The organism is Paenibacillus sp. CMM36 (genome assembly GCF_053570945.1).
Genome location: NZ_JBSEDY010000016.1, coordinates 67,069 through 93,874 on the forward strand (window position 1 = coordinate 67,069; position 26,806 = coordinate 93,874).

The 26,806-nt window shown below is 45.6% G+C and carries 25 protein-coding genes; all 25 read left to right on the top strand.

The window, feature by feature from the left end:
* The first annotated feature begins 2 nt into the window (after positions 1–2).
* The 25 genes from ACWA2B_RS23655 (at position 3) to infB (ending at position 26,787) form a co-directional block, all read left to right on the top strand.
* Positions 3–2,099, top strand: coding sequence for a chemotaxis protein CheA (locus ACWA2B_RS23655; protein WP_069011401.1), 2,097 nt, complete (start codon positions 3–5; stop codon positions 2,097–2,099).
* A 62-nt stretch (positions 2,100–2,161) separates the two neighbouring features.
* On the top strand, positions 2,162–2,623 hold the full coding sequence (locus ACWA2B_RS23660; protein WP_007430046.1) for a chemotaxis protein CheW: 462 nt from the start codon (positions 2,162–2,164) through the stop codon (positions 2,621–2,623).
* Between the two features lie 3 nt (positions 2,624–2,626).
* On the top strand, positions 2,627–3,253 hold the full coding sequence (locus ACWA2B_RS23665; protein ID WP_029517007.1) for a chemotaxis protein CheC: 627 nt from the start codon (positions 2,627–2,629) through the stop codon (positions 3,251–3,253).
* Complete coding sequence (locus tag ACWA2B_RS23670; RefSeq protein ID WP_010346358.1) at positions 3,246–3,743, top strand: chemotaxis protein CheD; 498 nt, start codon at positions 3,246–3,248, stop codon at positions 3,741–3,743. Before ACWA2B_RS23665 ends, ACWA2B_RS23670 begins: the two co-directional genes overlap by 8 nt.
* A gap of 2 nt (positions 3,744–3,745) precedes the next feature.
* On the top strand, positions 3,746–4,159 hold the full coding sequence (locus ACWA2B_RS23675; protein WP_029517008.1) for a hypothetical protein: 414 nt from the start codon (positions 3,746–3,748) through the stop codon (positions 4,157–4,159).
* Between the two features lie 14 nt (positions 4,160–4,173).
* Positions 4,174–4,962 carry a FliA/WhiG family RNA polymerase sigma factor gene (locus tag ACWA2B_RS23680; RefSeq protein ID WP_013309911.1) on the top strand — a complete coding sequence of 263 codons (789 nt, stop codon included), beginning with the start codon at positions 4,174–4,176 and terminating at the stop codon, positions 4,960–4,962.
* A gap of 44 nt (positions 4,963–5,006) precedes the next feature.
* The gene (locus tag ACWA2B_RS23685) at positions 5,007–6,416 is read left to right on the top strand and encodes a DUF342 domain-containing protein (RefSeq protein WP_039274680.1); all 1,410 of its coding nucleotides are present in this window, start codon (positions 5,007–5,009) and stop codon (positions 6,414–6,416) included.
* 82 nt (positions 6,417–6,498) lie between these two features.
* On the top strand, positions 6,499–6,819 hold the full coding sequence (locus ACWA2B_RS23690) for a hypothetical protein (RefSeq protein WP_029517010.1): 321 nt from the start codon (positions 6,499–6,501) through the stop codon (positions 6,817–6,819).
* Between the two features lie 41 nt (positions 6,820–6,860).
* Positions 6,861–7,493, top strand: coding sequence for a hypothetical protein (locus tag ACWA2B_RS23695; RefSeq protein WP_029517011.1), 633 nt, complete (start codon positions 6,861–6,863; stop codon positions 7,491–7,493).
* Complete coding sequence (locus ACWA2B_RS23700; RefSeq protein ID WP_449292671.1) at positions 7,490–8,137, top strand: endolytic transglycosylase MltG; 648 nt, start codon at positions 7,490–7,492, stop codon at positions 8,135–8,137. Before ACWA2B_RS23695 ends, ACWA2B_RS23700 begins: the two co-directional genes overlap by 4 nt.
* Before the next feature lie 254 nt (positions 8,138–8,391).
* Positions 8,392–9,090, top strand: coding sequence for a 30S ribosomal protein S2 (gene rpsB / locus ACWA2B_RS23705; RefSeq protein ID WP_013309916.1), 699 nt, complete (start codon positions 8,392–8,394; stop codon positions 9,088–9,090).
* 130 nt (positions 9,091–9,220) lie between these two features.
* Positions 9,221–9,871, top strand: coding sequence for a translation elongation factor Ts (tsf, locus tag ACWA2B_RS23710; protein WP_013309917.1), 651 nt, complete (start codon positions 9,221–9,223; stop codon positions 9,869–9,871).
* A gap of 120 nt (positions 9,872–9,991) precedes the next feature.
* Entirely contained in the window at positions 9,992–10,720 is a 729-nt protein-coding gene (gene pyrH / locus ACWA2B_RS23715; protein WP_013309918.1) for a UMP kinase, read from the top strand.
* Positions 10,720–11,274, top strand: coding sequence for a ribosome recycling factor (frr, locus tag ACWA2B_RS23720; protein ID WP_029517013.1), 555 nt, complete (start codon positions 10,720–10,722; stop codon positions 11,272–11,274). The genes pyrH and frr overlap by 1 nt, the downstream gene beginning before the upstream one ends.
* A gap of 84 nt (positions 11,275–11,358) precedes the next feature.
* Complete coding sequence (locus ACWA2B_RS23725) at positions 11,359–12,126, top strand: isoprenyl transferase (RefSeq protein ID WP_029517014.1); 768 nt, start codon at positions 11,359–11,361, stop codon at positions 12,124–12,126.
* A gap of 17 nt (positions 12,127–12,143) precedes the next feature.
* Positions 12,144–12,935, top strand: coding sequence for a phosphatidate cytidylyltransferase (locus ACWA2B_RS23730; RefSeq protein WP_029517015.1), 792 nt, complete (start codon positions 12,144–12,146; stop codon positions 12,933–12,935).
* Positions 12,936–13,080: 145 nt separating this feature from the next.
* Entirely contained in the window at positions 13,081–14,220 is a 1,140-nt protein-coding gene (locus ACWA2B_RS23735) for a 1-deoxy-D-xylulose-5-phosphate reductoisomerase (protein WP_029517016.1), read from the top strand.
* Positions 14,221–14,326: 106 nt separating this feature from the next.
* Positions 14,327–15,598 (top strand): RIP metalloprotease RseP, encoded by a 1,272-nt coding sequence (rseP, locus tag ACWA2B_RS23740; protein ID WP_029517017.1) that lies wholly within the window; start codon positions 14,327–14,329, stop codon positions 15,596–15,598.
* A 51-nt stretch (positions 15,599–15,649) separates the two neighbouring features.
* Positions 15,650–17,098 carry a proline--tRNA ligase gene (gene proS, locus ACWA2B_RS23745; protein ID WP_029517018.1) on the top strand — a complete coding sequence of 483 codons (1,449 nt, stop codon included), beginning with the start codon at positions 15,650–15,652 and terminating at the stop codon, positions 17,096–17,098.
* A gap of 204 nt (positions 17,099–17,302) precedes the next feature.
* Positions 17,303–21,619, top strand: coding sequence for a PolC-type DNA polymerase III (locus ACWA2B_RS23750; RefSeq protein ID WP_029517019.1), 4,317 nt, complete (start codon positions 17,303–17,305; stop codon positions 21,617–21,619).
* A gap of 311 nt (positions 21,620–21,930) precedes the next feature.
* Positions 21,931–22,392, top strand: coding sequence for a ribosome maturation factor RimP (gene rimP, locus ACWA2B_RS23755; RefSeq protein WP_029517020.1), 462 nt, complete (start codon positions 21,931–21,933; stop codon positions 22,390–22,392).
* A gap of 101 nt (positions 22,393–22,493) precedes the next feature.
* Complete coding sequence (gene nusA, locus ACWA2B_RS23760; RefSeq protein ID WP_013309927.1) at positions 22,494–23,591, top strand: transcription termination factor NusA; 1,098 nt, start codon at positions 22,494–22,496, stop codon at positions 23,589–23,591.
* Between the two features lie 23 nt (positions 23,592–23,614).
* Positions 23,615–23,923 (top strand): RNase P modulator RnpM, encoded by a 309-nt coding sequence (rnpM, locus tag ACWA2B_RS23765; RefSeq protein WP_007430067.1) that lies wholly within the window; start codon positions 23,615–23,617, stop codon positions 23,921–23,923.
* Positions 23,916–24,239: a L7Ae/L30e/S12e/Gadd45 family ribosomal protein gene (locus tag ACWA2B_RS23770; RefSeq protein WP_029517021.1), complete on the top strand. Its 324-nt coding sequence runs from the start codon at positions 23,916–23,918 to the stop codon at positions 24,237–24,239. The genes rnpM and ACWA2B_RS23770 overlap by 8 nt, the downstream gene beginning before the upstream one ends.
* Positions 24,232–26,787, top strand: coding sequence for a translation initiation factor IF-2 (gene infB, locus ACWA2B_RS23775; RefSeq protein ID WP_029517022.1), 2,556 nt, complete (start codon positions 24,232–24,234; stop codon positions 26,785–26,787). Before ACWA2B_RS23770 ends, infB begins: the two co-directional genes overlap by 8 nt.
* The last annotated feature ends 19 nt before the right edge of the window (positions 26,788–26,806 follow it).

Below are 26,806 nucleotides of genomic sequence, written 5' to 3' on the forward strand. Positions count from 1 at the left end.
CAATGGACATGAACCAATATTTAAACATGTTTATTGATGAGTCGAATGATCATCTGCAATCTCTTAACGAAAAAATGCTTCAACTGGAAAGCAATCCAACTGATCTAGGTATCGTTCAGGTGATTTTCCGTTCTGCCCATACCCTCAAGGGAATGGCTGCTACGATGGGGTTTGAAGACCTAGCATCGCTTACCCACCAAATGGAAAACGTTCTTGATCTTGTACGTAACAACAAGCTGGCGATGCATGAATTTATATTCGATACCTTATTTAAGGGATTGGATGCTCTGGAGTCCATGGTGCAGCACATTACAGAGGGAGGCGACGGAAAAGCGGATGTCTCCTCTATTGTATCTTCACTACAATCCATCGTGAGCGGGGATTTCCAAAAGACCGGCGCAAATGCTGCGACTGAGGAGTCTCCATCTAAAAAAGTGGGCAAAAACGATAGTGCTGGGCTTGTTTTGGATCAGTTCCAGTATTCTGTATTGGAGCAATCTATTTCTGAAGGACATCGTGTTCACTATATACAGGTAACAATCAGCTCAGAGAGCCAGTTAAAGGCGGCGCGTGCTTTTATGGTGTTTAATACACTGGAAAACTCTGGTGAAATCGTCAAGGCCTATCCGTCGGTACAGGATATTGAGCAGGAGAAATTCGAGCAAAGCTTCTCGTTATATTACATAACGCAGAAAGAAGTTGGGGAGCTGGAAAAGGAAATCGCGGGCATCTCTGAAATTGACACTGTCTCAGTGGTACAACTAGATCAGGAATCGCTTAAACAAATGAGCGAAGTTACTGCTGGACTGGCTGAGACTGCTGCGGTACAGGAAGCTCCTGTTGCCGTGCAATCACCTGCTCCATCCCAGCCGCAGTCTTCAGCTGCGGCCTCTGTGGCTAAGGCAGCTGCAGGTAAGACGCCAGCAGCTAAGGCAGCTGCCCCTACGCATAACCGTACGATTCGTGTAGATATTGAACGTCTGGATGTACTTATGAACTTATTTAGCGAGTTGCTCATTGACCGCGTGCGGTTAGAGCAGTTGGCAAGTGAAGCTTCCAATCCAGCACTGACAGAAACGGTAGAGCACATGAGTCGTGTGAGCAGCGATTTACAAAACGTCGTTCTTAAATTGCGGATGGTACCAGTAGACACTGTTTTCAATCGTTTTCCGCGTATGGTGCGCGATCTGGCCAAATCGCTGGATAAAAAACTTGATTTGGTTATTACTGGAGCAGAGACTGAAATGGACCGCACTGTTATCGACGAAATTGGCGATCCTCTGGTGCATTTGCTTCGTAACTCCGTGGATCATGGCATTGAGTCGGTAGCCGATCGGATTGCAGCTGGTAAACCTGAGACAGGAACGGTTAACTTGCGTGCTTTTCATAGCGGAAATAACGTATTCATCGAGATTGAAGATGACGGAAATGGTATTAATCGCGATAAGGTACTAAACAGTGCTATTTCTAAAGGGATTTTGACAGCAGAGCAAGCAGCGGTCATGACCGACGAGGAAGCTTATCAGGTATTGTTTGCTCCAGGCTTTAGCACAGCTGCAGTCATTTCAGACGTATCAGGACGCGGTGTCGGTTTGGACGTTGTTAAATCCAAAATCACTGCTTTGGGTGGCAATGTTACGGTTCACTCTACACTGGGCCAAGGCACTAATTTCTCTGTGCAATTGCCGCTCACCCTATCCATTATTGCAGCCATGATGATACAGATCGGTTCTGAAAAATATGCGATCCCATTGTCCTCCATTGTGGAGACTGCGATTGTCAAACGGACACAAATTCGTTCTGTACATGGCAATAAAATGATTGCTTTCCGCGATTCTCATATCCCGCTCATCTCCTTGAGTCAGCTGTTTGAGGTACCGGACTTCAATGAAGATGAAGAAGAAGAGACAGAGGTCGTGGTCATCCGCAAGGGAGACCGTTTGGCAGCTCTTTCTGTACAGGACTTTTTGGGACAAAGTGAAATTGTCCTTAAAAATCTGGGCAAATACCTTCCAAACATCCAAGGAATTTCAGGTGCCACGATTCTGGGTGACGGTCAGGTTGCGTTGATCATTGACCCGAATGTTTTCATTAAATAATGTCTTCATCAGAAATGAAAGAAATGTGAAGTTGCTGACATCAATAAGGAGGGTTTTTAGACATGGGAGAAGAAATTAAAGTTATCGTATTTAAGCTTGGTGAAGAGGAATACGGTGTTGAAGTAGAAAAAGTCCAATCTATTGAACGCATGGTGCCGATTACACGGGTTCCAAGAACTTACGATTTTGTAAAAGGTGTATTCAACATGAGAGGCGTAGTCATTCCGGTTATTGATCTTCGTGGCCGATTTGGATTGCCTGAAGCTGAATATACCGATCAAACCCGCATCATTATCGTTGCAGTGGGCGAAATGCAAGTCGGCTTTATCGTTGATTCAGCGAATGACGTTATTGACCTGAATACTGACAATATCGAGACACCACCGGAAGTGATTGGCGGAGTTAAGGCTAAATATCTTCGCGGAGTTGCTAAAATTGGTGAAGAGCGCTTGTTGATTATGCTGAACTTGTCCGAAGTCCTGAATCGTAGCGAAATGAACCAACTGGAAGGCTTAGAGGATTAACATATGGAGAATCTTGGGAATCTCGAAGACTTCAAGTTGGATGTGTTGAAAGAAGTCGGCAACATTGGCTCGGGGAACGCTGCTACAGCGCTCTCCCGGCTTCTCAATAAACCGGTCGACATGGGTGTGCCCAAAGTACAAATGCTGCCTTTTGAGGAAATTGCCGATAAAGTCGGTGGAAATGAGCAACTTGTTGTTGCAATATTTTTTAGGGTAGAAGGGGAAGCCCCCGGCAATCTATTCTTCATATTGCAGCCTCAGGCGGCAAAAGGCTTACTTTCCCGTTTGGCGAATATTCCTTCAGATGACGAGGACAGTTTTAACGAAATGGAGCACTCAGCCCTGTCGGAGATCGGAAACATTTTAGCGGGCTCTTACCTGTCTTCGCTGGCCGATTTCACACGTTTATCCATGTATCCAACAGTCCCTGCGCTGGCGTTGGACATGGCAGGAGCAATTCTTAGCTACGGACTGCTGCAGTTTGGGCAGATGGGAGATGCTGCATTATTGATTGACACATCGTTTCTGGAAGGGCAGAATCAGATAGAGGGTCAATTTTTCCTGATTCCTGATCCAGAATCGTTCGGGAAAATCTTTAGGTCGTTAGGAGTCCCGATGAACGATGATTGAGGATAAAAGCATCATTAAAGTCGGCATGGCAGATTTAAATGTTACCAGCAATCCGAACTCGATTCGTACGACAGGACTTGGCTCCTGCGTCGGATTGACCCTCTATGATCCTCATTTGAAACTGGCAGGCATGGCACATGTGATGCTACCGTCCTCAGATATTGCGCGTGAAGGGCAGCTGAATATAGCCAAATATGCGGATACGGCGCTGCCCGAGTTATTTGAGAGGATGCTGAAATTGGGTGCAGAACGACGCAGGCTGATTGCCAAAATGGCAGGGGGAGCGCAGATGTTCGCCTTTGCTGGTAGTGGAGACACCATGCGGATTGGTCCACGTAATGTAGAATCATGCAAGGAAATGCTCGTAGATCTCGGCATTCCTTTGATTGCGGAGGACACAGGCGGCAATTATGGACGAACGATTGAGTTGGACTCTGAAACTGGCGTTTTGAATATTCGAAGCGTACAAAAAGGTGTAAAGGAATTATAAACATGTTATTTGGCAGCTTACGCATTAATCTTTGGTCTGGAGTAGTCGGATTTATTCTGACTTTTGTGTTGTCCGTTGGCAGCAATCTGCTGACCACGAGCTTAATTCGTGGCTTGATCGCCTTCGTTTTTTGGTTCCTACTTGCATTTGTGCTGCGCTGGACACTAGGTGTTGTAGCGCGGCCAGATCTGGGGAATGCCCAAAGCCGGGCAAGCTCTCAGGTAGATGGCGTAGGGGGGAATCTGGACCTGACGACACCAGACGAAAATGAAGACCTGAATGAATTGCTGAAACCGAAACCAGAGCAGACGGACGAGGGGGATAATGGTTTTGCACCTTTAAACCCACCTAAGCTGGTTTCCAACAAGGACCCTGAAGAATTGGCCAAGGCCGTTCGTCACCTGACAGACAAATAAGGAGGGTGAAGCCGATGAACGAGCGAAAAGCCGCTCATTTAAACCATTCCGAACTATGGGAACAATGGAAAGAACACGGTGACAAGGAAGCAAAAAAACAGTTAATTGAAAAGTATCTCCATATTGTAGAGTATGTGTCAGGCCGTCTTGCAGTAGGCTTGCCTAAAAATGTATCCAAGGATGATCTGGCGAGTAACGGCGTTATGGGTTTGATTGACGCTTTAGAGAAATTTGACTATGAGCGTGGTTTGCAGTTTGAGACTTATGCTTCTTGGCGTGTTCGTGGAGCGATTTTGGATGGTCTTCGTCAAGGGGATTGGGTTCCTCGTTCAGTTAGGGAAAAAGCGAAAAAAATCGAGGATGCATACCAGCATTTGGAACAAAGATATCTACGCACGGTCAGCGACGAAGAGATGAGTCATTATTTGGACGTTTCTGAGAAAGAGTTTCAAAATATGATCCAAGAGGTCGCTGTTATGTCGATTGTCTCACTGGAGGATCCGATCCGCGAAGAGGAATCGGAAACACGGCTTTCCCTTTTGGTGGACGAGAAGGCGAAAAATCCGGATCATAAGGTCAATGAATTTACACTTCGTGATGCCCTTGCACAAGGCATTGATAAATTGACTGAAAAAGAACGTATCGTTGTTTCTTTATTGTATTACGAGGATTTGTCACTCAGCGAAATCGCTGAGGTCATGTCGCTATCTCCATCGCGAATTTCACAGTTGCATTCCAAAGCAATATTACGTCTGAGAGCGACATTGGACAAACAACGGGATTTGCTAATGCGTAAAGATTAACGTACGGGAGGTTACAGTAACAGTTAGACGGAAGGAGCACCCTTGTGGAGAAGCAATATGCTTTGGACCAGTTTTTAAAAGTGGTTGTCTCACCTGACAAACAAACCGCCTACTTGGAGTTTGCCAAACGTGAAGAAGGCTTTGCCTGTTCTGTGGAAGAATTAGAGCGTTTTCTAAGCAACCAAAAAATATCCTACGGTTTAATAACCGATGCAATTCGCGTATTTGCGGCAAGTCCGGAAGATCATTTCTTCGGAAAATTACTGATTGCTCAGGGAAAGCAGCCGATCCATGGTACAGACGGAAAAATTAATCTGGCTGATATTGTGACTGGCGAAGATGCACATAAGCCGCTTGAAACCGTGGATGGACGGGTGGATTATAAAGAACTAACTCGTTTAAGAAATGTAAAACGTGGTCAACTGATTGCCGAACGGGTTGATCCTCTGCCAGGTGTACCGGGGATTGCTGTAACCGGAGAGGAAATTCCTTTTCTTCCAGGTAAAGAGGCGCGTTTTAAAGTTGGAAAAAATGTAGTGATTCATCCAGAAGGTGTTGCGATGTATGCGGCTATTGACGGACTGGTAACTACGACTGAAAAGGGCAAACTTAATGTGTTCCCCGTATATGAAGTGAACGGGGACGTCGATTATAGTGTCGGCAACATTGATTTTGTTGGAACCGTCGTCATTCGTGGGAATGTTTTGACAGGTTTCCGGGTTCGGGCAGCTGGCGACATTCGTGTCATCGGTGGTGTGGAAGGGGCCGAAATTGTGGCGGAAGGTTCAGTGGAAATCACTGGCGGTATTATCGGATACCATAAGGGGTTCGTGAAAGCTGCACAAAATGTGAAATGCTCGTTTATACAAGATGGTAACGTGATTGCGGGAGGCGATGTACTTGTATCCCAGAGTATCATGCATTCCCAGATCAAAGCGAGTAATAATGTAATCTGCGAAGGGACAAAAGGGCTTATCGTAGGTGGCAGTGTACAAGCTGGTAAAAAGGTAGTGGCTCGTACCGTCGGTAATACGATGTCCACAGCTACCAATATCGAAGTGGGTGTACTTCCCGAACTGCGCGATGAACTGACAGAACTCCGCGCACGTTTGAAGCAGCAGACAGACAGCCAGGATAAAACGAATAAGGCTCTTACCATATTGGATCAGCTTGCCGCCGCCGGACAGCTTGCACCTGAAAGAATGGCTATGCGAATCAAGCTGACATCTACTAAAAAATCTAATGAACAGGAGCTTTTGGAAACCAAGTCCAGAATGCTTGAAATTGAACGAACATTAGAGGATACAAGCCGCGCACGGGTAGAAGTGAAAAATGTGATTTACGGTGGCTCTAAAATAGTTATCGGCAGATATACAAAATTTATTAAAGATTCAGTGGAAAGAATGGCGTTTTATTATCATGAGGGAGACATCAGCATGTCCTCCTACGTGTAATTCGGCACACTGATAAACAACATTTAACATTGTATTCCTTGGAAGAAAGATACGGATGCCCAATCGGAAAGGGTGTGGTCCAATGAGCTTGAAGGCTGTTGAATTGCAAATTGCCGTACCTCGCACCAGCGAAGCTGGAAAATACCAAAGTGAGTCCCAGCAGCGGCCGATGAATGATCAAGCATTGCTTGGACAAAAGGCCGCGCTGGAGACGGAGAACATGCGTCAGCGAAGCAGTGCTGTAGATCAGTCTGCGGAAACATTTGTCGGTGAGCGGCAAACAGGGGGACAGAGCAGAGATTCTTCCCAGCAGAGCCGCTCCCGGCCAGATGAGGCTGAACTGCCTAAGGAGCATCCGGCAGAGCATCCGTTCAAGGGACACCATATTGATTTTTCGCTCTGATCCGACAGGTGGAGAAGCGTTATTAAAGGAGACGATGGGCAGTGGATCAACCATGGATTTATATTGTTCTGCTGGGCGCCGCAGCTGTTGTCTATGCCTGGCTACAGCCTAAGCGTCAGCCAGGCCGGGGAACAGAAGAGGCCGTCGTCCAAAAGGTCGAGGCCACATTAGAGCAATATATGGCCGATATTGAAAACGATAATGACGAGTTGATTGAGCTTGTTTCTGGTATGAAGCAGGAGCATACAGTGAAACAGGCGGCATTACAGGAGCAAGTAGCTGAGCTTCGGAGCCGTATCGTGGAGCTTGAGCGCCAGGCTATGTTTGCAACTGTGTCTATGCAAACCGAGCCTGTACCTAAGGAAATACAACATACAACTGCTTCTCAGCAGGCAGCGGTTGCATACGGTCAATTTCAAAGTCCGCAACCTGAAATGTCTGTGCAGGAAGGCTACTCTGGTTCAGAAGCTCCCCTCATAACTATGGAGGAACAGACGGCATTACAAGATCCTGAAACTGAGCAGGAAGCAGAGTCCATCCGTGATCGTTATCAAGAGTTGTTTGCTCTGCATGAGCAAGGCAAGTCAGTGGACTATATAGCTAAGCAATCAGGCATTCAACGGGGTGAAGTACAGCTTATTTTGCAACTCGCGGAGCGGGAGGATGTAACGTGATCAAAAACCGTTCATTTATGCTAGGCATGGGTACTGGTCTTATAACGGGGGCATTGCTATTGCAACTGGCATTGATCGGTCAGGGGCAATCGCAGCAATCTTCCACAGACCCGAAAAACATGACGCAAGAGCAATTAGAAAAGGCAGCAGCCGGATTAAATCTCCAGGTCAGTGACAGCTCTAACCCGAAAATGACAGAAGAGGAATGGCGTAATAAGGTGATCAAGGAAGGTAATAAAACTCCCGTTGCACCCCAAAAAGCTAAACCAGCTCAAACGCCAGCAACACCAAAGGCACCTGCAAACAGCATATCCTCGGCTGGTTCTAAACCTTCGACCAGCACATCGGTTCCACAAAGTCCGAATAAGCCGCAAACTCAAAGTTCTGGCACTACAGCGACTCCCAATATCCCCAAGCAGCCTGCCACCCCACAAGTGCAGTATAGCATTGCATCCGGAAGCAATTTGAGAAGTGTGGCATCAGGATTGCAACGGGCAGGGGTCGTATCGGATGCTAGTGCATTTGAGGCAGCAGCTAAGGCTAAAAAAATCAATACCAAAATTCGTACCGGTACCTATCAGTTTGCTAAAGGTGAGGATTTCAGTTCTATCATTACTAAAATTACGAAAAAGCCGTCCAACTGACCAGACTGGGAAGTGGCCGGCTTTTATTCTTGCTGAAAAGTTCAATGAGAGGCGTAAAACGTCACATCTTGCGTTGTTCTAATCTATTGTCGAAAAGTTGGTTGCAACGATGCAAGTGTTATGGTATATTAATTAACGGTGTTAAAAACGCACGTCGGTTAATTTTATAAAGGGTGCTTTCCAATGGAAAGTCTTTATGAAAAATGATGTCGGCGGAGGACACACAAAAAACCAAACTTAGGAGGTGCGTGAAGATGGCAGTAATCTCCATGAAACAGCTTTTGGAAGCTGGGGTTCACTTTGGTCACCAAACACGTCGCTGGAACCCGAAAATGGATCGTTATATCTTCACTGAAAGAAACGGTATTTACATCATTGACTTGCAAAAGACAGTGAAAAAGGTTGAGGAAGCTTACAACTTTGTAAAAAGCATTGCAGCTGAGAATGGTACAATTCTGTTCGTAGGCACGAAGAAACAAGCACAAGATTCCGTTAAAGAAGAAGCAGCACGCGCTGGTCAATTCTACATTAACCAACGTTGGTTGGGTGGTACGCTGACTAACTTCCAAACGATTCAAAAACGTATTGACCGTTTGAAACAACTAGAAGCTTGGGAAGAAGACGGTACATTCGCAGTTCTTCCTAAAAAAGAAGTTATCATTCTTCGCAAAGAAAAAGATCGTCTTGAAAAATTCTTGGGCGGTATCAAAAACATGAAGGGCCTTCCAAGTGCTCTGTTCATCATTGATCCACGCAAAGAACGTATCGCGGTTGCTGAAGCTCGCAAATTGGGTATCCCAATCGTAGGTATCGTTGATACAAACTGCGATCCAGACGAAATCGACTATGTTATCCCAGGTAATGACGACGCAATCCGCGCTGTTAAATTGCTGACAGGTAAAATGGCTGATGCAGTTATGGAAGCAAACCAAGGCGAAGAAACTACAGCATAACATTTCCATTAGGAAATAACTATATGAATTAAATGAAAAGGGTGGTTGGCAGGTGTATAACCTCTCACTACCCTTTTTTTAAGGAATAAGCACGGTATACCACTGAAAATCAAATTTGGAGGGAAATAATATGGCAGTTAATGCTAGCGCAGTAAAAGAGCTTCGTGAAAAAACAGGCGCAGGAATGCTGGATTGTAAAAAAGCGCTTGAAGAAGCAAACGGTGATTTGACAAAAGCGGTTGAAGTTCTGCGCGAAAAAGGACTTGCAGCTGCAGCCAACAAAGCGGGTCGTATTGCTACTGAAGGTGTTGTTGAATCCTACATTCATGCTGGCGGCCGTATCGGCGTACTGGTAGAAGTGAACTGCGAAACAGACTTCGTAGCTAAAACAGACCAGTTCAGAGATTTTGTACGCGACATTGCAATGCATATCGCTGCATCGAACCCTCGTTATGTTCGTCGTGAAGAAGTGCCACAGGAAGAGATCGAAAAAGAAAAAGAAATCCTGAAAGCACAAGCGCTGAACGAAGGTAAACCAGAAAAAATTGTTGAAAAAATGGTTGAAGGCCGTATTGGTAAGTTCTATGAAGAGTTCTGTTTGTTGGAGCAATCTTTCATCAAAGATCCAGACAAAACAATCTCCACGCTTATCAACGAAAAAATCAGTACGATTGGCGAGAACATCTCCCTGCGTCGCTTTGTTCGTTTTGAACTGGGTGAAGGTCTGGAGAAAAAAGAAGACAACTTCTATGAAGAAGTTATGTCTCAAGTGAAACAATAATTACCAACGAACGGTAATCGCATATGGAAAAATGGAAATGGGACACATCAGTGTTCCATTTCTTGCAACAGGACACCTATCCTGTTACATAAAGTATAAATGATATTGGAGGGTGATCATTTGGAAAAACCTGTGTTTAAGCGTGTTGTCCTGAAAGTTAGTGGTGAATCGCTGTCAGGTCCTAACGGTTACGGTATTGACGCGGATACGATTGCATCCATTGCCGAACAAGTCAAAGACGTAGTGGAACTGGGAGTAGAAGTTGCTATCGTGTGTGGTGGCGGTAACATCTGGCGCGGTATTGCTGGAAGTGCCAACGGAATTGACCGGGCCACGGCAGATTACATGGGTATGCTGGCAACGGTGATGAACTCACTGGCCTTACAGGATGCTTTGGAACAGATTGAGGTACCTACCCGTGTACAAACATCCATTGCGATGCAACAGATTGCAGAACCTTACATTCGTCGTAGAGCTATCCGTCATTTAGAAAAGGGTCGGGTTGTTATTTTTGCAGCAGGTACAGGTAATCCGTTCTTCTCGACTGATACTACAGCTGCACTGCGTGCCGCTGAGATCGAAGCGGAAGTGATTCTGATGGCTAAAAATAAAGTGGATGGCGTATATTCTGCTGATCCGTTTAAAGATAGCACAGCTGAGAAATATGAGCAGCTTACGTATTTGGATGTGCTCAACAAAAATCTCGGTGTCATGGATTCTACTGCTTCCTCGTTGTGCATGGATAACAATATTCCGTTGATTGTCTTTGCTATTACAGAGCAAGGTAACATTAAACGTGTCGTGCTGGGTGAGAAAATTGGTACGATCGTCAAAGGGAGTGTAAATTAATGCCACAATCTGTGAAAAAGAGTGCTGAGGAACGCATGCAAAAAGCAATCCAGGCATTGCAACGTGATCTTGCATCTTTGCGTGCAGGACGGGCGACACCAGCTTTACTGGACCGTGTACAGGTAGAGTATTATGGTGCAATGACTCCAGTCAACCAACTGGCGAATATCAATACACCTGACAGCCGGACCTTGATGATTCAGCCTTGGGACAAATCTTCCTTGGCTGATATCGAGCGCGCTATACAAAAATCCGATTTAGGTTTGACACCTTCGAATGACGGTAACACCATTCGTCTTAGCATTCCTGCTTTGACGGAGGAGCGCAGAACTGACTTGGTGAAGTTGACAAAGAAGAACGGTGAAGAAGCGAAGATCGCTATTCGTAACATTCGTCGTGATGCCAATGATGACATCAAAAAATTGGAGAAAAGTGATATTTCCGAGGACGAATCTCGTAAACATCAGGAAGATATCCAGAAAACAACTGATAAGTTTATCGCTGAAGTGGATAAAGTTTTAGCTGCAAAAGAAAAAGAAATTATGGAAGTCTAAAAGATTGGCAGCCCCTCCCTTACGGTGGGGTTTGTCTCTTTTCAAGCCTGAGGCACATTTTCAGAGAATGCTGGAGGAACTGGAATGATCAAACGGGTTCGGTCTTGGTGGAACGGGGAACAAAAACAGCAAACACCGGCCATTTCAAAAGACAATATTCCGCAGCATGTTGCTGTCATCATGGATGGGAACGGCAGATGGGCCAAACGGATTGGAATGCCGCGGATTGTAGGGCACCAAAATGGAATGAAGGCAGTGAAACGCACAGCAATTGCGGCGGATGAACTGGGTATTAAGTATTTGACTTTGTTTGCATTTTCAACTGAAAATTGGACGCGTCCAAAGGACGAAGTTGATTTTCTAATGCGCTTACCGCAGGAATTTCTGGCTATTGAGCTAGATGAGTTGATTGAAAAAAATGTGCAAGTACGTATGATGGGCAATAAAGAACATTTACCTTCCCATACCGTTGAAGCGCTGACTGAAGCGACTCGACGAACTGAAAATAATACCGGACTTGTTCTTAATTTTGCATTAAATTATGGAAGTCGGTTGGAAATCACCGAATGCATGCAAACATTGGGCCGTCAAATTGCGGATGGGAAGCTTAAATCGGAAGATATAACATCTGAGCTGATCGGTAGTACGTTGCTTTCTAGCGGTATGCCAGACCCTGATTTACTGATTCGAACAAGCGGTGAGCTTAGACTTAGTAATTTTATGCTCTGGCAGCTTGCCTACAGTGAGTTGTGGTTTACTGATATTTATTGGCCTGAGTTTAAGAAAGAACACTTATACGAAGCAGTGATCGAATATCAGCAAAGAACACGACGGTATGGCGGACTGAAGTAAATGGAGGATGAAAGCCGTTGAGACAGAGATTAATTACCGGTATTCTGGCAGGCATATTCTTTTTGGCGATGGTCCTGTGGGGCGGCTTGGCCTACCATTTGCTTATATTGGCGATGGCCCTAATCGGATTTTATGAGTTCGCACGAATGACGCAGGTATCTCCTTTTGGAGGTACAGCAATACTTGGATACGTAAGCATATTAGCTTTTGTATTCCCGTATGAACCTTTTGGCTTGCACTCACCCTTACCCTTTGCCAGTATGCTTTGGCTGGTAATGATAGCTTTTATGATCATCACGGTAGGAACAAAAAATAAAATCCCGATTCAAACGGTAGCTATATTATTTCTTGGTACCGTTTATATAGGGTTTGGATTTTCGTATATTGCGGAATCACGTCATATGGAACATGGACTATTATGGACATTTTTATTATTGGCTTGTATTTGGGCAAGTGATGCAGGGGCATATTTTGTAGGCAAAATGGCAGGAAAGACGAAATTATGGCCTGCGATCAGTCCGAATAAAACGGTCGAAGGATCCATTGGCGGCATCGTTTTAGCGTTGGTTATAGCTCTTGTATTCGCTGGATTATCGGGTGGACTGCTGCCATGGGGCAAAGCCATCGGCATCGGTTTGTCATGTGCAGTTGTGGGACAACTGGGCGATTTGGTACAATCTGCATACAAACGAGTGTACGGCATTAAAGATTCCGGTAATCTGCTGCCAGGGCACGGTGGTATACTAGACCGTTGCGACAGCTGGATTGTCGTTTTTCCATTTGTACATATGCTGATGCTGCTTCCATGAGTCTATTGATTACAGTTTATGCTCAGGCTAATCTCTATGCTGCTCACTCTGCGCTACTAGAAGGTTGGAACTAGTAGCATAGCTGCCTGAATAATAATCAATGAGCTCCTGGATAAAAGTGATTTTCAGGATAGGAAGGTGCATCATGAAAAGAATTACGGTACTTGGTTCAACCGGATCTATTGGAACTCAAACGCTGGATGTAGTGTCCATGCACCCGGATCAGTTTACTGTTGAGGCTTTAGCAGGTGGTTCTAATATAAAGTTACTTGCTGAGCAGGCGCATCTTTATAAACCCAAAAAAGTGTCTGTGGGTACTCGGCAGTTGGCGGATGAAATTCGTCCTTTACTGCCTTCTGGAATGGATCTGTATTGGGGAAATGAAGGACTCATTGAGCTTGCTGCGAACACGGAGGCGGATATGGTTGTGACGGCTGTAATGGGCAGTGTCGGATTGCACTCCACGCTGGCCGCGATTGAGGCTGGAAAACAGATCGGTTTGGCCAATAAGGAAACACTGGTTACTGCTGGTCATCTGGTCACAGCGCGGGCTCGGGCGAAAGGAGTGCCGTTGCTGCCGATTGACAGTGAGCATTCAGCTATTTTCCAATGCTTGAATGGTGAGCGTATGAAAGATGTGGCACATATTACACTCACAGCATCAGGGGGTTCTTTTCGAGATTTGACAAGAGAACAGTTGCGTGAAGTTACCGTGGAAGATGCACTCAAGCATCCCAATTGGTCAATGGGGGCCAAAATCACGATTGATTCAGCAACGATGGTAAACAAGGGGCTGGAAGTCATTGAGGCGCATTGGCTATTCGGACTTGATTATGAGCAGATTCATGTGTTGCTTCATCCGGAAAGCATTATTCATTCCTATGTTGAGTTTCAGGATACAAGCATTGTTGCTCAACTTGGGAATCCGGACATGAGAGTACCCATTCAATATGCTTTGACTTATCCTGAGCGTATGAAGTCCCCGGCGAAGCCGTTGTCACTGGCTGAAGTGGGTAGACTCCATTTTAAGGAAATGGACTATAATCGTTTTCCTTGTTTAAGGCTTGCCTTCGAATGTGGTAAAATGGGTGGTACAGCACCGACCGCATTTAATGCAGCTAATGAGATTGCTGTTGCCCGTTTCCTGCGTGGAGAAATTTCTTTTCTGCATATTGAAGCTATTATTGAACGTGTGCTGGAGCGGCATGTCAATGTGGCTAATCCTGATCTGTCTGCGATTGAAGCATGTGACGGAGAGACTCGTAGCATAGCCACGGGGTTGTAGGCTAATGTTGGGTTAGAAACGAAATGTGATTCTCTTGTGCGGGATCGGAGAATAATGATAATCTAGGAAGACAAACTCGATCTCATTGAAAGGGGAACGGAAACGATTGGAAACGATTCAAATAGTGTTGATGACGGTGCTCATGTTTTTCGTCATAGTGACGGTGCATGAATGGGGGCATTATTATTTTGCCAAGCGCGCCGGGATTCTGGTACGGGAGTTTGCGATCGGTTTCGGTCCGAAACTGTTTTCTTATAAAAGAAACGAGACGCGATTTACGTTGCGTTTGTTGCCGTTCGGTGGCTTTGCCCGCATGGCGGGAGAGGATCCGGAGGTTAATGAAATTGAGACCGGACAAACGATTGCTGTACGCCTAACGGATGACGTCGTTAAAACCATCTATCTGGATCAACTGGATAATCGCAAGAATGTGGTGCGAGGCGAAGTGTTGGATATTGATCTGGAACAGTCATTAACTTTAAAATTGGATGTGGATGGCGAAGATCAGCAATACACTGTGCACCCGCAAGCGATGATGGTAACCAAAGGACAATCCATACAGATTGCACCCAAGGATCGGCAGTATGGGAGTAAAACAGTAGGACAGCGTGCGTTGGCTATTTTTGCTGGACCACTGATGAATTTTATTCTTGCCTTTATTTTGTTTGGTCTGCATATTCAGATGGTCGGCATACAAGTGGACAACCCGACTTATGTCCAAATTAGTGAAATTACAGCAGGTATGCCTGCTGCTGAAGCTGATTTGCATAAGGGAGATATCATCGAATCGGTGAATGGAGTAGCCATTGGTGCGAATGTTGAAAACATGATCAAACTGATTGCGGATTCTCAAGACAAGCCGATGAAGTGGACGGTTCGCCGTGATAATAAGACCTTTGATCTTACGATTACACCTCGTGCAATGGAAGGACAAAAGGGTGGCAAGGTGGGCATTGTGCCTGAACTTCCAAAACGCCAAGCAGGTGTGGGTGAAACGTTCAAATTTGCCGGACAATCCATGGTCAGAACGACCGATATTATTTTCCAAGGATTTAGCCAGCTCATTCAACGTTTTTCTATCAATGACTTGGGAGGCCCGGTACGTACTTTTGAAGTGACGGGGCAAATTGCCAAGCAGGGGATTGAGCAGTTGACGTATTGGACTGCTATAATGAGTCTTTACCTGGGGATATTTAATTTATTGCCTATTCCGGCGCTGGATGGAAGCAGACTTGTTTTCCTTGGTGTGGAGGCGGTAAGAGGGCGTCCCGTTGATCCGAGCAGGGAAGGAATGGTCCATTTCGTTGGTTTTGCTATGCTATTCCTGCTTATGATTGCGGTCACGTATAACGATATTTTACGCTTAATTAATGGTTAATTAGAGACGGACTTATATAAAAACGGTCTGTATGGGAGGACATGCATTTCTATGTCGAACGATAAACAGTTTGTCGAGGAAATTACGCCGCAGAGCGAAGATTTTTCCCGATGGTATATTGATGTTATTAAAAAAGCAGAACTGATGGATTATTCCCCTGTTCGCGGATGTATTGTATTCCGCCCCGATGGTTTTGAAATTTGGGAGCATATCAAGGAAGCCATGGATGTGCGCTTCAGAGAAACAGGTCACCGTAATGCCTATTTTCCAATGTTCATTCCAGAAAGCTTTTTTCAAAAGGAAAAAGAGCATGTTGAAGGGTTTAATCCTGAACTGCCTTGGGTAACCGAGGCTGGCGGGGAAAAGCTGGAAGAGCGTCTTGCAATTCGTCCGACTTCGGAAACCATGATTGGTCATATGTACTCCAAATGGATTCAATCCTATCGTGATCTACCCGTGCTTATTAACCAATGGGCTAATGTAGTGCGTTGGGAAAAACGCACGCTGCCTTTCTTGCGCACAAGTGAATTTTTGTGGCAAGAAGGTCACACGGCCCATGAAACAGAAGAAGAAGCACGTGAAGAAACGATGAAAATGCTGGAAGTATACCGTGAGGTTATTGAGGAAGTTCTGGCTATTCCGGTTATTACTGGACAGAAAACACCTTCTGAAAAGTTTGCAGGTGCGAAGGATACATTTTCACTGGAAGCGATGATGAAGGATGGACGGGCGGTACAAGCTGGGACCTCCCACTATATGGGAACTAATTTTGCCGTTGCATTTGACATTAAATATTTGAGTCGTGAAAACAACTTGGAATTCGCGCATACGACTTCATGGGGAACAAGTACACGTTTGATCGGTGCCCTGATTATGGTCCATGGAGATGACCGTGGTCTGGCATTGCCTCCTAAAGTTGCGCCTACGCAGGTTATTATGGTTCCAATTGGACCACCTAAGAAGCGTGATGCTGTTATCGCTCGTGCAGATGAACTATTTGCTGAGTTGAAACAAGCGGGAGTGCGTGTTAAAATGGACGACCGCAGCGATGTAAGTCCAGGTTGGAAATTTAATGAATATGAAATGCGCGGTGTGCCGGTTCGTCTGGAAATCGGGCCGCGTGATATGGAAAACGGTGTCTGTGTGCTCGTATCCCGTATCAGCGGTGAGAAAAAAATCGTGCAGCAGGATAATCTGGTTGAGGAAGTACACGCGATGCTCGCACAGGTACAGCAGGAGATGTTTGATCGTGCGAAAAATTTCATGGAAGAAAACTTCTATTCCGTTGATACGCTGGATGAAATGAAGACTCTCATGGAAGAAAAACGCGGCTTTACTTTGGCAGGCTGGTGCGGATCTGAAGAATGTGAAGATAAAGTTAAAGAAGTGACAGGTGCTACAAGTCGTAATATACCGTTTAAAACAAACGAGCAAAAGTCCACATGTTTGTGCTGTGGCAAACCTGCCAAGCATACAGTAGTGTTCGCACGGGCGTACTAATATAGAAGTAGGGCAATACCACTATACTCACTTCATTCTCTTCGCTGACATGGTAACTGTTACGGGACAATGTCCCGAAGGATCTATGTGTCGTTGTGAAGAGGATTGAAGAGGGCTACGAAAAGCTTTTGCGGTCGGAGATGTTTTTGACGCAGAAGCTTTTCATGTTTTCAGAATGGTAGATTTGAAATTGGGGGGAGAGCCATGGGCGGAGCTGAAGAAAAGAGAAAGCGGCTGGAACTGCTAATGAAGCAAGTTGGGATGCCGGCGGGAGTGGTTGAACCTTATTTTTTGGACGGTTGGATTGACCAAGTGGAGATTAGCCGAACCAATAAGGATTGGAACATCACCATTGCCAAGGAGACATTGGTCCCCGCTCAGGTGTATCGTACGTTCTGTATTCAAGTACAGGAAAAAATGAGTCACATCGCAAAAATTACGTTCCGTTTTCAGTACAGTGAGCAGATTCAGCCTGGTGATATCATCAGTGAATACTGGAAACTTTTTCTAGAGTGGGTACATCGTGAGATTCCATCGGTTAACGGTTGGATGAATCGGGCTGTGCATGAGTGGGACGACGGTCTATTATTGCTAACGATGAGCGACGGTATGTCGTTGGAACTGGCGCGTAAAAAGCAGATAGATCAAGCTATCATCAAATTTTACGATAAATATTTCGGGCTTTCTATGCGCATTAAAGTCCAGGTGGGTGAAAGTAACCAGGAGGCGTTACAGCAATTCCAAGAGAAAAAAATGCAGGAAGAACGCGAAGTCATTCAGCAGATGATGGAAAGTATGGAATCCGAAATGCCGCCTTTGGATGAAGAAGAAGGAGACGTACGGCTTCAATTCGGTTATGACATCAAAGAACCGGCTGTTCCGATGCAAGATATTCAGGACGAAGAGAAGAAAGTCACTTTACAAGGAACAATCTTCGGTTTGGATAGTAAAGAATTGCGCAATGGCAGTACGTTGTTTACGTATTATTTGACCGACTTTAGTGATTCCCTGCAAATGAAAATGTTTGCTAAAACTAAAGAAGATCTGAAGATCCTCAGCTTGTTGGCTAACGGGAAATGGGTCAAAGTACGGGGTCGAGTTGAATATGATCGTTTTATGCAAATTCCCGAGCTGGTTATGATTCCCTCTGATCTAGTTGAAGTACAGGCTCCACCCACACGTAAGGATAAAGCAGAGGAAAAACGAGTCGAGTTCCATCTCCATACAAAGATGAGCGCAATGGATGCTGTTGCCTCGATTGATCAATACGTTAAAACAGCCGCCAAATGGGGGCACAAGGCGATTGCAGTCACCGACCATGGCGGAGTGCAGTGCTACCCTGATGCTGCTAAGGCTGCAAAGAAAAACGGCATTAAAATGATCTACGGTGTTGAGGCCAATGTGGTTAATGATGCCGTTGAGGTTGTAATGCAGGCACAGCCATTAAATTTGAAAACAGCGACTTATGTCGTTTTTGATATTGAAACCACCGGTTTATCGGTTACACAGAATAAAATCATTGAGATTGCAGCTGTGAAAATGCATGATGGCAAAGAAATTGATCGTTATGCTACCTTTGTCAATCCGCATGAGCGCATTCCATATAATATACAGCAACTGACCAACATTAACGATGAAATGGTCAAGGACGCGCCGGATGTAGAACCTGTTATGAAGGAGTTTGTAGCTTTTGCTGGCGATGCTGTATTGGTTGCCCATAATGCGCGTTTTGATGTCGGTTTTATCCAGGCCACCCTTCGAAATATGGGTTTGCCTGAAATGACCAATCCGGTACTGGATACGCTCGAACTGGCTCGTTTACTGTTTCCAACAATGAAAAACCATCGTCTGAATACGCTGACGACCAAATATAAAGTGGCGCTCGAAAGCCATCACCGAGCCATTGACGATACAGTCGCACTGACTGAAGTGCTGAATGGCTTGCTGAATGATGCGGAACAAATTAAGGGTTTAAAAATGCTCGATCGTCTGAATGATTATGTGGGTAAGGACTTATCGACCGTTCGTCCGTTTCACTGTTGTATTTATGCCCTCAATCCGATTGGTAAAAAAAATCTGTACAAGCTGGTTTCGATGTCTCATACCGAATATTTCAAGCGTGTGCCTTGCATTCCTAAATCAAAATTGTCAGAAATGAGAGACGGACTGCTTATTATTTCTGGCTGCGAAAAAGGAGAGTTCTTCGAGGCTGTGTTGAACAAGTCCGAGGAAGAAGCCGAGGAAATAGCACAGTTTTATGATGTGTTGGAGATTCAACCTTTGACGATGTATATGCATTTAGTAGAAAAACAACTGGTAAGCGGGCCTGATGCTCTGAAAACGGCAATACGCAAAGTATGCGAAATTGGGCGGCGACTTGATAAGCCCGTAATTGCCACAGGCAATGTTCACTATTTGGAAACGCGCGATAAGTTGTACCGTGATATTACGATACATGGCATTACGGGATTTAGTCCGCTAAAAGATATTCGTAAGCCTGATGCGCATTTACGCACCACAGACGAAATGCTGGCAGAATTCGAGTTTTTGGGCGAGGAGAAAGCCTATGAAGTCGTTGTGAAGAATACCAGTGAGTTGGCGGATCGATTTGAGGAGCTGGAGTTGTTCCCTGACAAGCTGTTTACACCTTTGCTGGATGGGGCGGACGAGGAAATCCGTAACACTTGCTATGAGACGGCTAAATCTATCTATGGTGAGGAATTGCCCGAGGTGGTTGTAGCTCGCCTTGAAAAAGAACTGGAGCCGATTATTAAATACGGTTTCTCTGCCAACTATCTTATTTCCGAGCGCTTGGTTAAAAAGTCTAATAAGGATGGATATCTGGTAGGTTCACGGGGGTCTGTTGGATCTTCTGTGGTCGCTACCTTCCTCGGTATTTCCGAGGTTAATCCACTGCCTGCACATTATATTTGCGGTAATCCTGAATGCAGACATAGCGAATGGATTTTGGACGGTAGTGTGCCGAGTGGATTTGATTTGCCGGACAAAAATTGTCCGAATTGCGGCGGCAAACTGAAGGGTGAGGGACAGGATATTCCGTTTGAAACGTTTCTTGGGTTTAAGGGAGATAAAGTTCCCGATATTGACTTGAACTTCTCTGGCGAATATCAGCCTGTCGCACATAACTATACGAAAGTACTGTTTGGTGAGAAAAGTGTATTCCGTGCTGGAACCATCGGTACCGTTGCTGAGAAGACAGCCTTTGGCTTTGCCAAGAAATATGAAGAGGCGCATCATAAAAAATGGCGTGGGGCTGAGCTGAATAGGCTGGCTTCGGGCTGTACAGGGGTCAAACGCAGTACCGGGCAACATCCAGGCGGAATTGTCGTTGTTCCCGATTATATTGAGGTCGAGGATATTACGCCGGTACAGTACCCCGCCGATGATACAAGCTCGGAATGGAAAACAACGCATTTTGATTATCACGCTTTTGATGCGAATTTACTCAAACTCGATATTCTGGGTCATGATGATCCGACCATGATGAGGATGCTTCAGGATTTGACTGGTGTCGATCCTACGACCATTCCAATGAATGATCCTAAGGTGATGAGCATGTTCAACTCCACGGAGGCGCTCGGTGTTACACCCCAGCAAATCCGCACGCCTGTAGCAACCTATGGTGTACCAGAGATGGGGACGAAGTTTGTGCGCCAAATGCTAGTAGAGTCGCAGCCAAGTTCTTTTGCCGATTTACTGCAAATATCCGGACTGTCTCACGGCACGGGCGTATGGCTGGGGAATGCACAGGAACTGATTAAGAATAATACCTGTAACATCAAGACTGTAATTGGTTGCCGTGATGACATCATGCTGTTTTTGATTTACAAGGCAGGCATGGACGCAGGTCTGGCCTTTAAAATTACGGAGAGCGTACGTAAAGGTAAGGGGCTTAGTGCTGAATGGATTGAAGAAATGAAAAAATGCAAGGTGCCACAGTGGTACATTGATTCTTGTCTGAAAATCCAGTACATGTTTCCGAAGGCGCATGCTGCAGCGTATGTTATTTCAGCAGTGCGCACAGCGTACTTTAAGCTGTATCATCCGATTGAATATTATGCGACTTACTTTTCAGTACGTGCAGCCGATTTTGATATTGAGCTGTGCTGTCAGGGATATGATGCAATCGCGCGGAAGATTGTCGAAATCGAGCAACTCGGTTTTCAGGCACCTCCCAAAGAAAAAGGGATGCTTCCGATCCTGGAAATGGCTCTGGAAATGACGGCTCGCGGGTTTAGTTTTAAATCCATTGATTTGTACCGTTCCGAAGCTACACGCTTCAAGGTGGATGGAGATTCACTCATTCCGCCATTCGGAGCTCTTCAGGGAATTGGAGACAACGCGGCACGTAACATCGCAGCCTCCCGTGAACATGGTGAATTTTTGTCTGTCGAGGATTTTCAACAAAAATCGAAGGCTAGTAAAACCATTGTCGAAATGCTGTCCCAGATGGGTTGCTTTCGAGGTCTTCCAGAGAGTAATCAGTTGTCTCTGTTTTAATCCGAACCACAGTAGTCAAGCTCTGGCACTTGTCACATAACTACGGTTATGTTATAATTTTTTTGGTAATCATGGAGATAAAACCGTTGCTAAAAGAGTGGGGAAACCCACTCTTTACTGTTTGATATACAGTTACAACGTGAAAAGGTAGTTTTTGGGCACGAAACCGGTACGCCGGTTTATTTGCAGTGAGCCCGAAATGAACATTACATCAAATGAAAATGAAAATGCCGGTGATGGAGAAGCATTGTCCATGCAATAGGGCATCTTTTTTTCAACACAGGAAAGTTCACTTTTGGAGGTTATAATCTTTGAGCACACCAAAGATCAAATCAGTAGTAGAAGAAATGGCCCAACCTTACCTCGAAGAGCATGGTTTTGAACTGGTCGATGTCGAGTATGTCAAAGAGGGCAGTAATTGGTTTCTTCGCGTTTTTGTAGACAAAGACGGAGGAATTGATCTGGACGACTGCAGTATGATCAGTGAATATTTGGGTCAAAAGTTGGATGAAAATGACCCTGTTTCTACAGCATATTTTCTGGAAGTGTCTTCACCAGGCGCCGAAAGACCGCTAAAAAAAGCGGAGGACGTTACTAAAGCGGTAGGCAAAAACGTATTCGTTACTACATACGAGCCGATCAACGGCCTGAAGGAATTTGAAGGTCGTTTGCTTTCTTTTGAAGATGGGGAACTCACCGTTCAAAGCGGACAAAAGAAGCATGCTATACCTTATGACAAGGTAGCTGGTGCAAGGCTCGCGATCATATTTTAATTCAGATTTGACTGTTGCTGTTTGACATGTACTACATGTTTTTTTGCCTCGTGTGCCGACCAGTACGCAGGTGCATCATTTGAAAGGGGGAGCAGTAATCCATGAGTATGGATTTTATTGAAGCAATGAACGAGTTGGAAAGAGAAAAGGGGATCAGCAAGGATGTGCTGTTTGAGGCCATTGAAGCAGCCTTGATTTCTAGTTACAAACGGAATTTCAACACCGCACAAAACGTGCGTGTTGATATGAACCGCAACTCGGGAGTCATTAAGGTATATGCCCGCAAGCTGATCGTTGAGGAGGTATTGGATCCTCGCACCGAGATTTCATTGCCTGCGGCTCGTGAGATTAACCCGCATTTTCAGTTGGAAGATATCGCTGAAATTGAAGTTACACCACGTGATTTTGGACGGATTGCTGCACAAACTGCGAAGCAGGTCGTGACCCAGCGTATCCGCGAAGCGGAACGGGGACTGATCTACAACAAGTTTGTGGACAAGGAAGAAGATATTGTAACAGGAACTGTACAGCGCCAAGACCCACGTAACATTTATATTGATCTTGGTAAGGTGGAAGCGGTTCTCCCGTTAGGCGAATTGATGCCTAATGAGAAATTTAGCCATCTGGATCGAATTAAGGCTTATATTACCAAAGTAGAAAACACAACCAAAGGACCGCAAATTATGCTGTCCCGATCACATCCGGGTCTGCTTAAGCGTTTGTTCGAACTCGAAGTGCCTGAAATTTTTGATGGTGTTGTAGAGATTCGTTCCGTAGCGCGTGAAGCAGGCTTCCGTTCTAAAATCGCGGTTCATTCCCGTAACGCCGAGGTGGATCCGGTCGGCTCTTGTGTGGGTCCTAGAGGAACACGTGTACAGACTATTGTGAACGAGCTGCGTGGCGAAAAAATCGACATTGTACGTTATTCCGATAATGTTGATGAATACGTGGCTAATGCGCTGAGTCCATCCAAGGTGCTCGAAGTGCAGGTGTTTGAAGAAGAGAAAATGGCGCGTGTTATTGTGCCTGATTATCAGCTTTCTCTTGCTATTGGTATCAAAGGACAAAATGCTCGCCTTGCTGCTAAGCTTACGGGTTGGAAAATTGATATTAAGAGTGAAACACAGGCGGAGGAAGAACTCGGCAGACCGAGAACATCCACCGATGAAATGCATCAGGATTCCGTTTCTGTAGATTAAGCGGAGTGTAGGGGGGTTAATGCATGAAACAGAGAAAGATACCTTTGCGCAAATGTGTGGCCTGTCATGAAATGATGCCAAAGAAGCAGTTGATCCGTGTCGTCAAAACCCCTGAAGACGAAGTGTTGATTGACTTGACTGGCAAAAAGTCGGGACGCGGCGCTTACTTGTGCGGCAAAGCCGCCTGCTTCAAGCTGGCTCAAAAGAGCAAGGCACTGGATCGAGCATTGAAGCACTCGGTTCATCCTGATATTTATGAGCAGCTAAGTCGTGATTTTGCTGCCGTCGAGGAAGAATTCCTGGCGGCACAAGGCAGCGTGCAGGATGAATAAGGCGCTGTCTGGATTGGGTCTTGCCATGAGAGCTGGCAAGCTGCTAACAGGTGATGAGATCGTTTATAAAGCGATCAGGTCTTCAGAAGCCAAGCTGGTCATTCTTGCGAAAGATGCTTCAATGAATACTCAAAAGAAATTCCGCGACAAATGCGGGACGTACAAAATCCCCTTAATGATAGGATTTGACCGGGAAAGCTTGGGAAGCAGTATCGGCAAGCCTGAACGGGTTGTGCTGGCTGTGACGGATCAAGGATTCGCGAAATTGATCAAGAAACATACGGGGATAATGTCGGAGGTGGAGTATATTGAGTAAACAAGAAAACAAAGACAAAGTGCGGGTATACGAATACGCCAAATCGTTGAACATGAGCAGCAAAGAAATTATCACCATTCTTAAACGGCTGGATATTCCCGTGAACAACCATATGAGCGTCATGGAACATGATGCCGTAGGTAAAGTGGAAAGTTTTTTTAAGAATATTAAATCCAATGCTGCGGCCAAGCAAGGCGAAGCAGGTACGGTGCAAGTAAGCTCGAATCAGGCCGGTTCAAGCCAGAATAGTAATCATTCAACTGAGCAAACCAAAAATCAACAGGAAAAGCAGGTAAGTATGAATAGGACAAACAACAACCAAAACAGTAACCGAAGCAGCGCTCCAAAAGCGCAAAGCAGTCAGCAGGGCGGTCAAAACCGCAGTCAACAAAGTACTAGCAGACCCACTGGTCAGCAAAGTACACAAAACCGCAGTAATGGTCAACAACAGGGAGGACAACAGCGTCCCGGCGGTAACACAGGTTCGCGTCCTCAAGGTAGCCAAAGCACTAACTCACGCCCTCAGGGAAGTAGTCAGGGTGGTACGGCTGTAAGAACATCATCCTCCACAGGTAGCAACAATGCGAACCGTAGTGGTGGCAACCGTACAGGCAGTAACTCCAACAACGGTGGTAACCGTTCCGGTCAAGGACGTTTTGACGATAACCGTCAAGGCGGCGGACGCGGTGGTAACGGTGGTCGTGGAGGCAATAATCGCGGTGGTAGCAATCGTGGCGGGAAATTTAACAATCGTGGTAAAGGTCAACAACAGGAACGTCGCGAGAAAATCGACAACACGCCAAAGAAAATTATTGTTCGTGGTGAGATGACCGTAGGCGAAACTGCCAAGCTTCTTCACAAGGATGCGTCAGAAGTCATCAAAAAGCTGATTATGCTCGGAACGATGGCGACCATTAACCAGGAACTGGATATGGATACTATCCTCTTGCTTGCCGGAGACTTTGGTGTCGAGGTAGAAGTGAAAATTCCGGTCGAAGAAGATCGTTTTGAAACGGTGGAAGAAAATGATGATCCTGCGGATCTGAAAACACGTCCACCCGTTGTAACGATTATGGGTCACGTCGATCATGGTAAAACAACTTTGCTGGATGCCATTCGCTCGACTAATGTAACTGGTGGCGAAGCTGGCGGTATTACACAGCATATTGGTGCATACCAAGTTGAAATTAACAGCAAAAAAATCACTTTCCTGGATACACCGGGTCACGAAGCCTTTACTGCTATGCGTGCACGTGGTGCTCAAGTGACAGATATGACGATTATCGTGGTTGCAGCTGACGACGGTGTTATGCCTCAGACGGTCGAAGCTATTAACCATGCGAAGGCGGCAGGTCTGCCAATTATCGTAGCTGTAAACAAAATCGACAAACCAGATGCCAACCCGGATAAAGTGAAGCAAGAACTCACTGAATATGAATTGGTACCTGAAGAGTGGGGCGGCGATACGATTTTCGTCAACGTTTCCGCGAAACAAAGAATGGGTCTGGAAGACCTGCTCGAAATGATTCTGCTCGTAGCTGAAGTGAATGAGTACAAAGCGAATCCGAACAAACGGGCACGTGGTACCATCATCGAGGCAGAACTGGATAAAGGCCGCGGTTCTGTGGCTCGTATCCTCGTTCAGAATGGTACACTGAAAGTTGGCGATGCTTTCGTAGCGGGTAACTGCTTCGGACGTGTGCGTGCCATGGTCAACGATAAAGGTCGTCGTCTTAAGGAAGCAGGTCCTTCCACTCCAGTTGAAATTACTGGTTTGACAGAAGTTCCACTTGCTGGCGATCCATTCATGGTGTTTGAGGATGAGCGGAAAGCACGCGCTATTGCTGACAGACGTGCGATCACACAACGCCAATCTGATCTGGGCAGTAATACACGCGTAACACTGGATGACCTGTTCCAACACATCAAGGATGGCGAAATGAAGGATCTGAACGTCATTATTAAAGGTGACGTGCAAGGTTCTGTCGAAGCGTTGAAAGGTTCCTTGAATAAGATTGAAGTCGAAGGTGTGCGCGTTAAAATTCTTCACAGTGGTGCAGGAGCAATCACCGAATCCGATATTATTTTGGCCGCAGCTTCCAATGCTATTGTCATTGGTTTTAATGTTCGTCCGGATAACCAGGCGAAATCTACAGCGGAAGCTGAAAAAGTGGACATTCGTCTACACCGTGTCATTTACAATGTCATTGAAGAAATAGAGCAAGCCATGAAGGGCATGCTGGATCCTGAATATAAAGAAAATGTGATTGGGCATGCTGAAGTACGTAACGTGTTCAAAGTTACCAAAGTCGGTACGATCGCTGGTTGTATGGTGACATCCGGTAAAATTACCCGTTCAGCAGAAGCACGCCTGATTCGTGATGGCATCGTCATTTTTGAAGGTAAAATCGACTCACTGAAACGCTTTAAGGACGACGCAAAAGAAGTTGCCCAAGGTTACGAATGCGGTATTACCCTTGATGGCTATAATGATGTTAAGGAACTCGACATTATTGAAGCGTTCGTCATGGAAACAGTGGAGCGCTAACGGCAGAGAGGTGAGCATC

Coding starts and splice junctions, on each gene's coding strand:
- ACWA2B_RS23665 (WP_029517007.1), top strand. CDS start 2,627: ATGGAGAATCTTGGGAATCTCGAAGACTTCAAGTTGGATGTGTTGAAA.
- ACWA2B_RS23675 (WP_029517008.1), top strand. CDS start 3,746: ATGTTATTTGGCAGCTTACGCATTAATCTTTGGTCTGGAGTAGTCGGA.
- proS (WP_029517018.1), top strand. CDS start 15,650: ATGTCGAACGATAAACAGTTTGTCGAGGAAATTACGCCGCAGAGCGAA.
- ACWA2B_RS23655 (WP_069011401.1), top strand. CDS start 3: ATGGACATGAACCAATATTTAAACATGTTTATTGATGAGTCGAATGAT.
- frr (WP_029517013.1), top strand. CDS start 10,720: ATGCCACAATCTGTGAAAAAGAGTGCTGAGGAACGCATGCAAAAAGCA.
- ACWA2B_RS23680 (WP_013309911.1), top strand. CDS start 4,174: ATGAACGAGCGAAAAGCCGCTCATTTAAACCATTCCGAACTATGGGAA.
- ACWA2B_RS23770 (WP_029517021.1), top strand. CDS start 23,916: ATGAATAAGGCGCTGTCTGGATTGGGTCTTGCCATGAGAGCTGGCAAG.
- ACWA2B_RS23660 (WP_007430046.1), top strand. CDS start 2,162: ATGGGAGAAGAAATTAAAGTTATCGTATTTAAGCTTGGTGAAGAGGAA.
- nusA (WP_013309927.1), top strand. CDS start 22,494: ATGAGTATGGATTTTATTGAAGCAATGAACGAGTTGGAAAGAGAAAAG.
- ACWA2B_RS23690 (WP_029517010.1), top strand. CDS start 6,499: ATGAGCTTGAAGGCTGTTGAATTGCAAATTGCCGTACCTCGCACCAGC.
- rpsB (WP_013309916.1), top strand. CDS start 8,392: ATGGCAGTAATCTCCATGAAACAGCTTTTGGAAGCTGGGGTTCACTTT.
- ACWA2B_RS23725 (WP_029517014.1), top strand. CDS start 11,359: ATGATCAAACGGGTTCGGTCTTGGTGGAACGGGGAACAAAAACAGCAA.
- ACWA2B_RS23750 (WP_029517019.1), top strand. CDS start 17,303: ATGGGCGGAGCTGAAGAAAAGAGAAAGCGGCTGGAACTGCTAATGAAG.
- ACWA2B_RS23735 (WP_029517016.1), top strand. CDS start 13,081: ATGAAAAGAATTACGGTACTTGGTTCAACCGGATCTATTGGAACTCAA.
- rnpM (WP_007430067.1), top strand. CDS start 23,615: ATGAAACAGAGAAAGATACCTTTGCGCAAATGTGTGGCCTGTCATGAA.
- ACWA2B_RS23670 (WP_010346358.1), top strand. CDS start 3,246: ATGATTGAGGATAAAAGCATCATTAAAGTCGGCATGGCAGATTTAAAT.
- tsf (WP_013309917.1), top strand. CDS start 9,221: ATGGCAGTTAATGCTAGCGCAGTAAAAGAGCTTCGTGAAAAAACAGGC.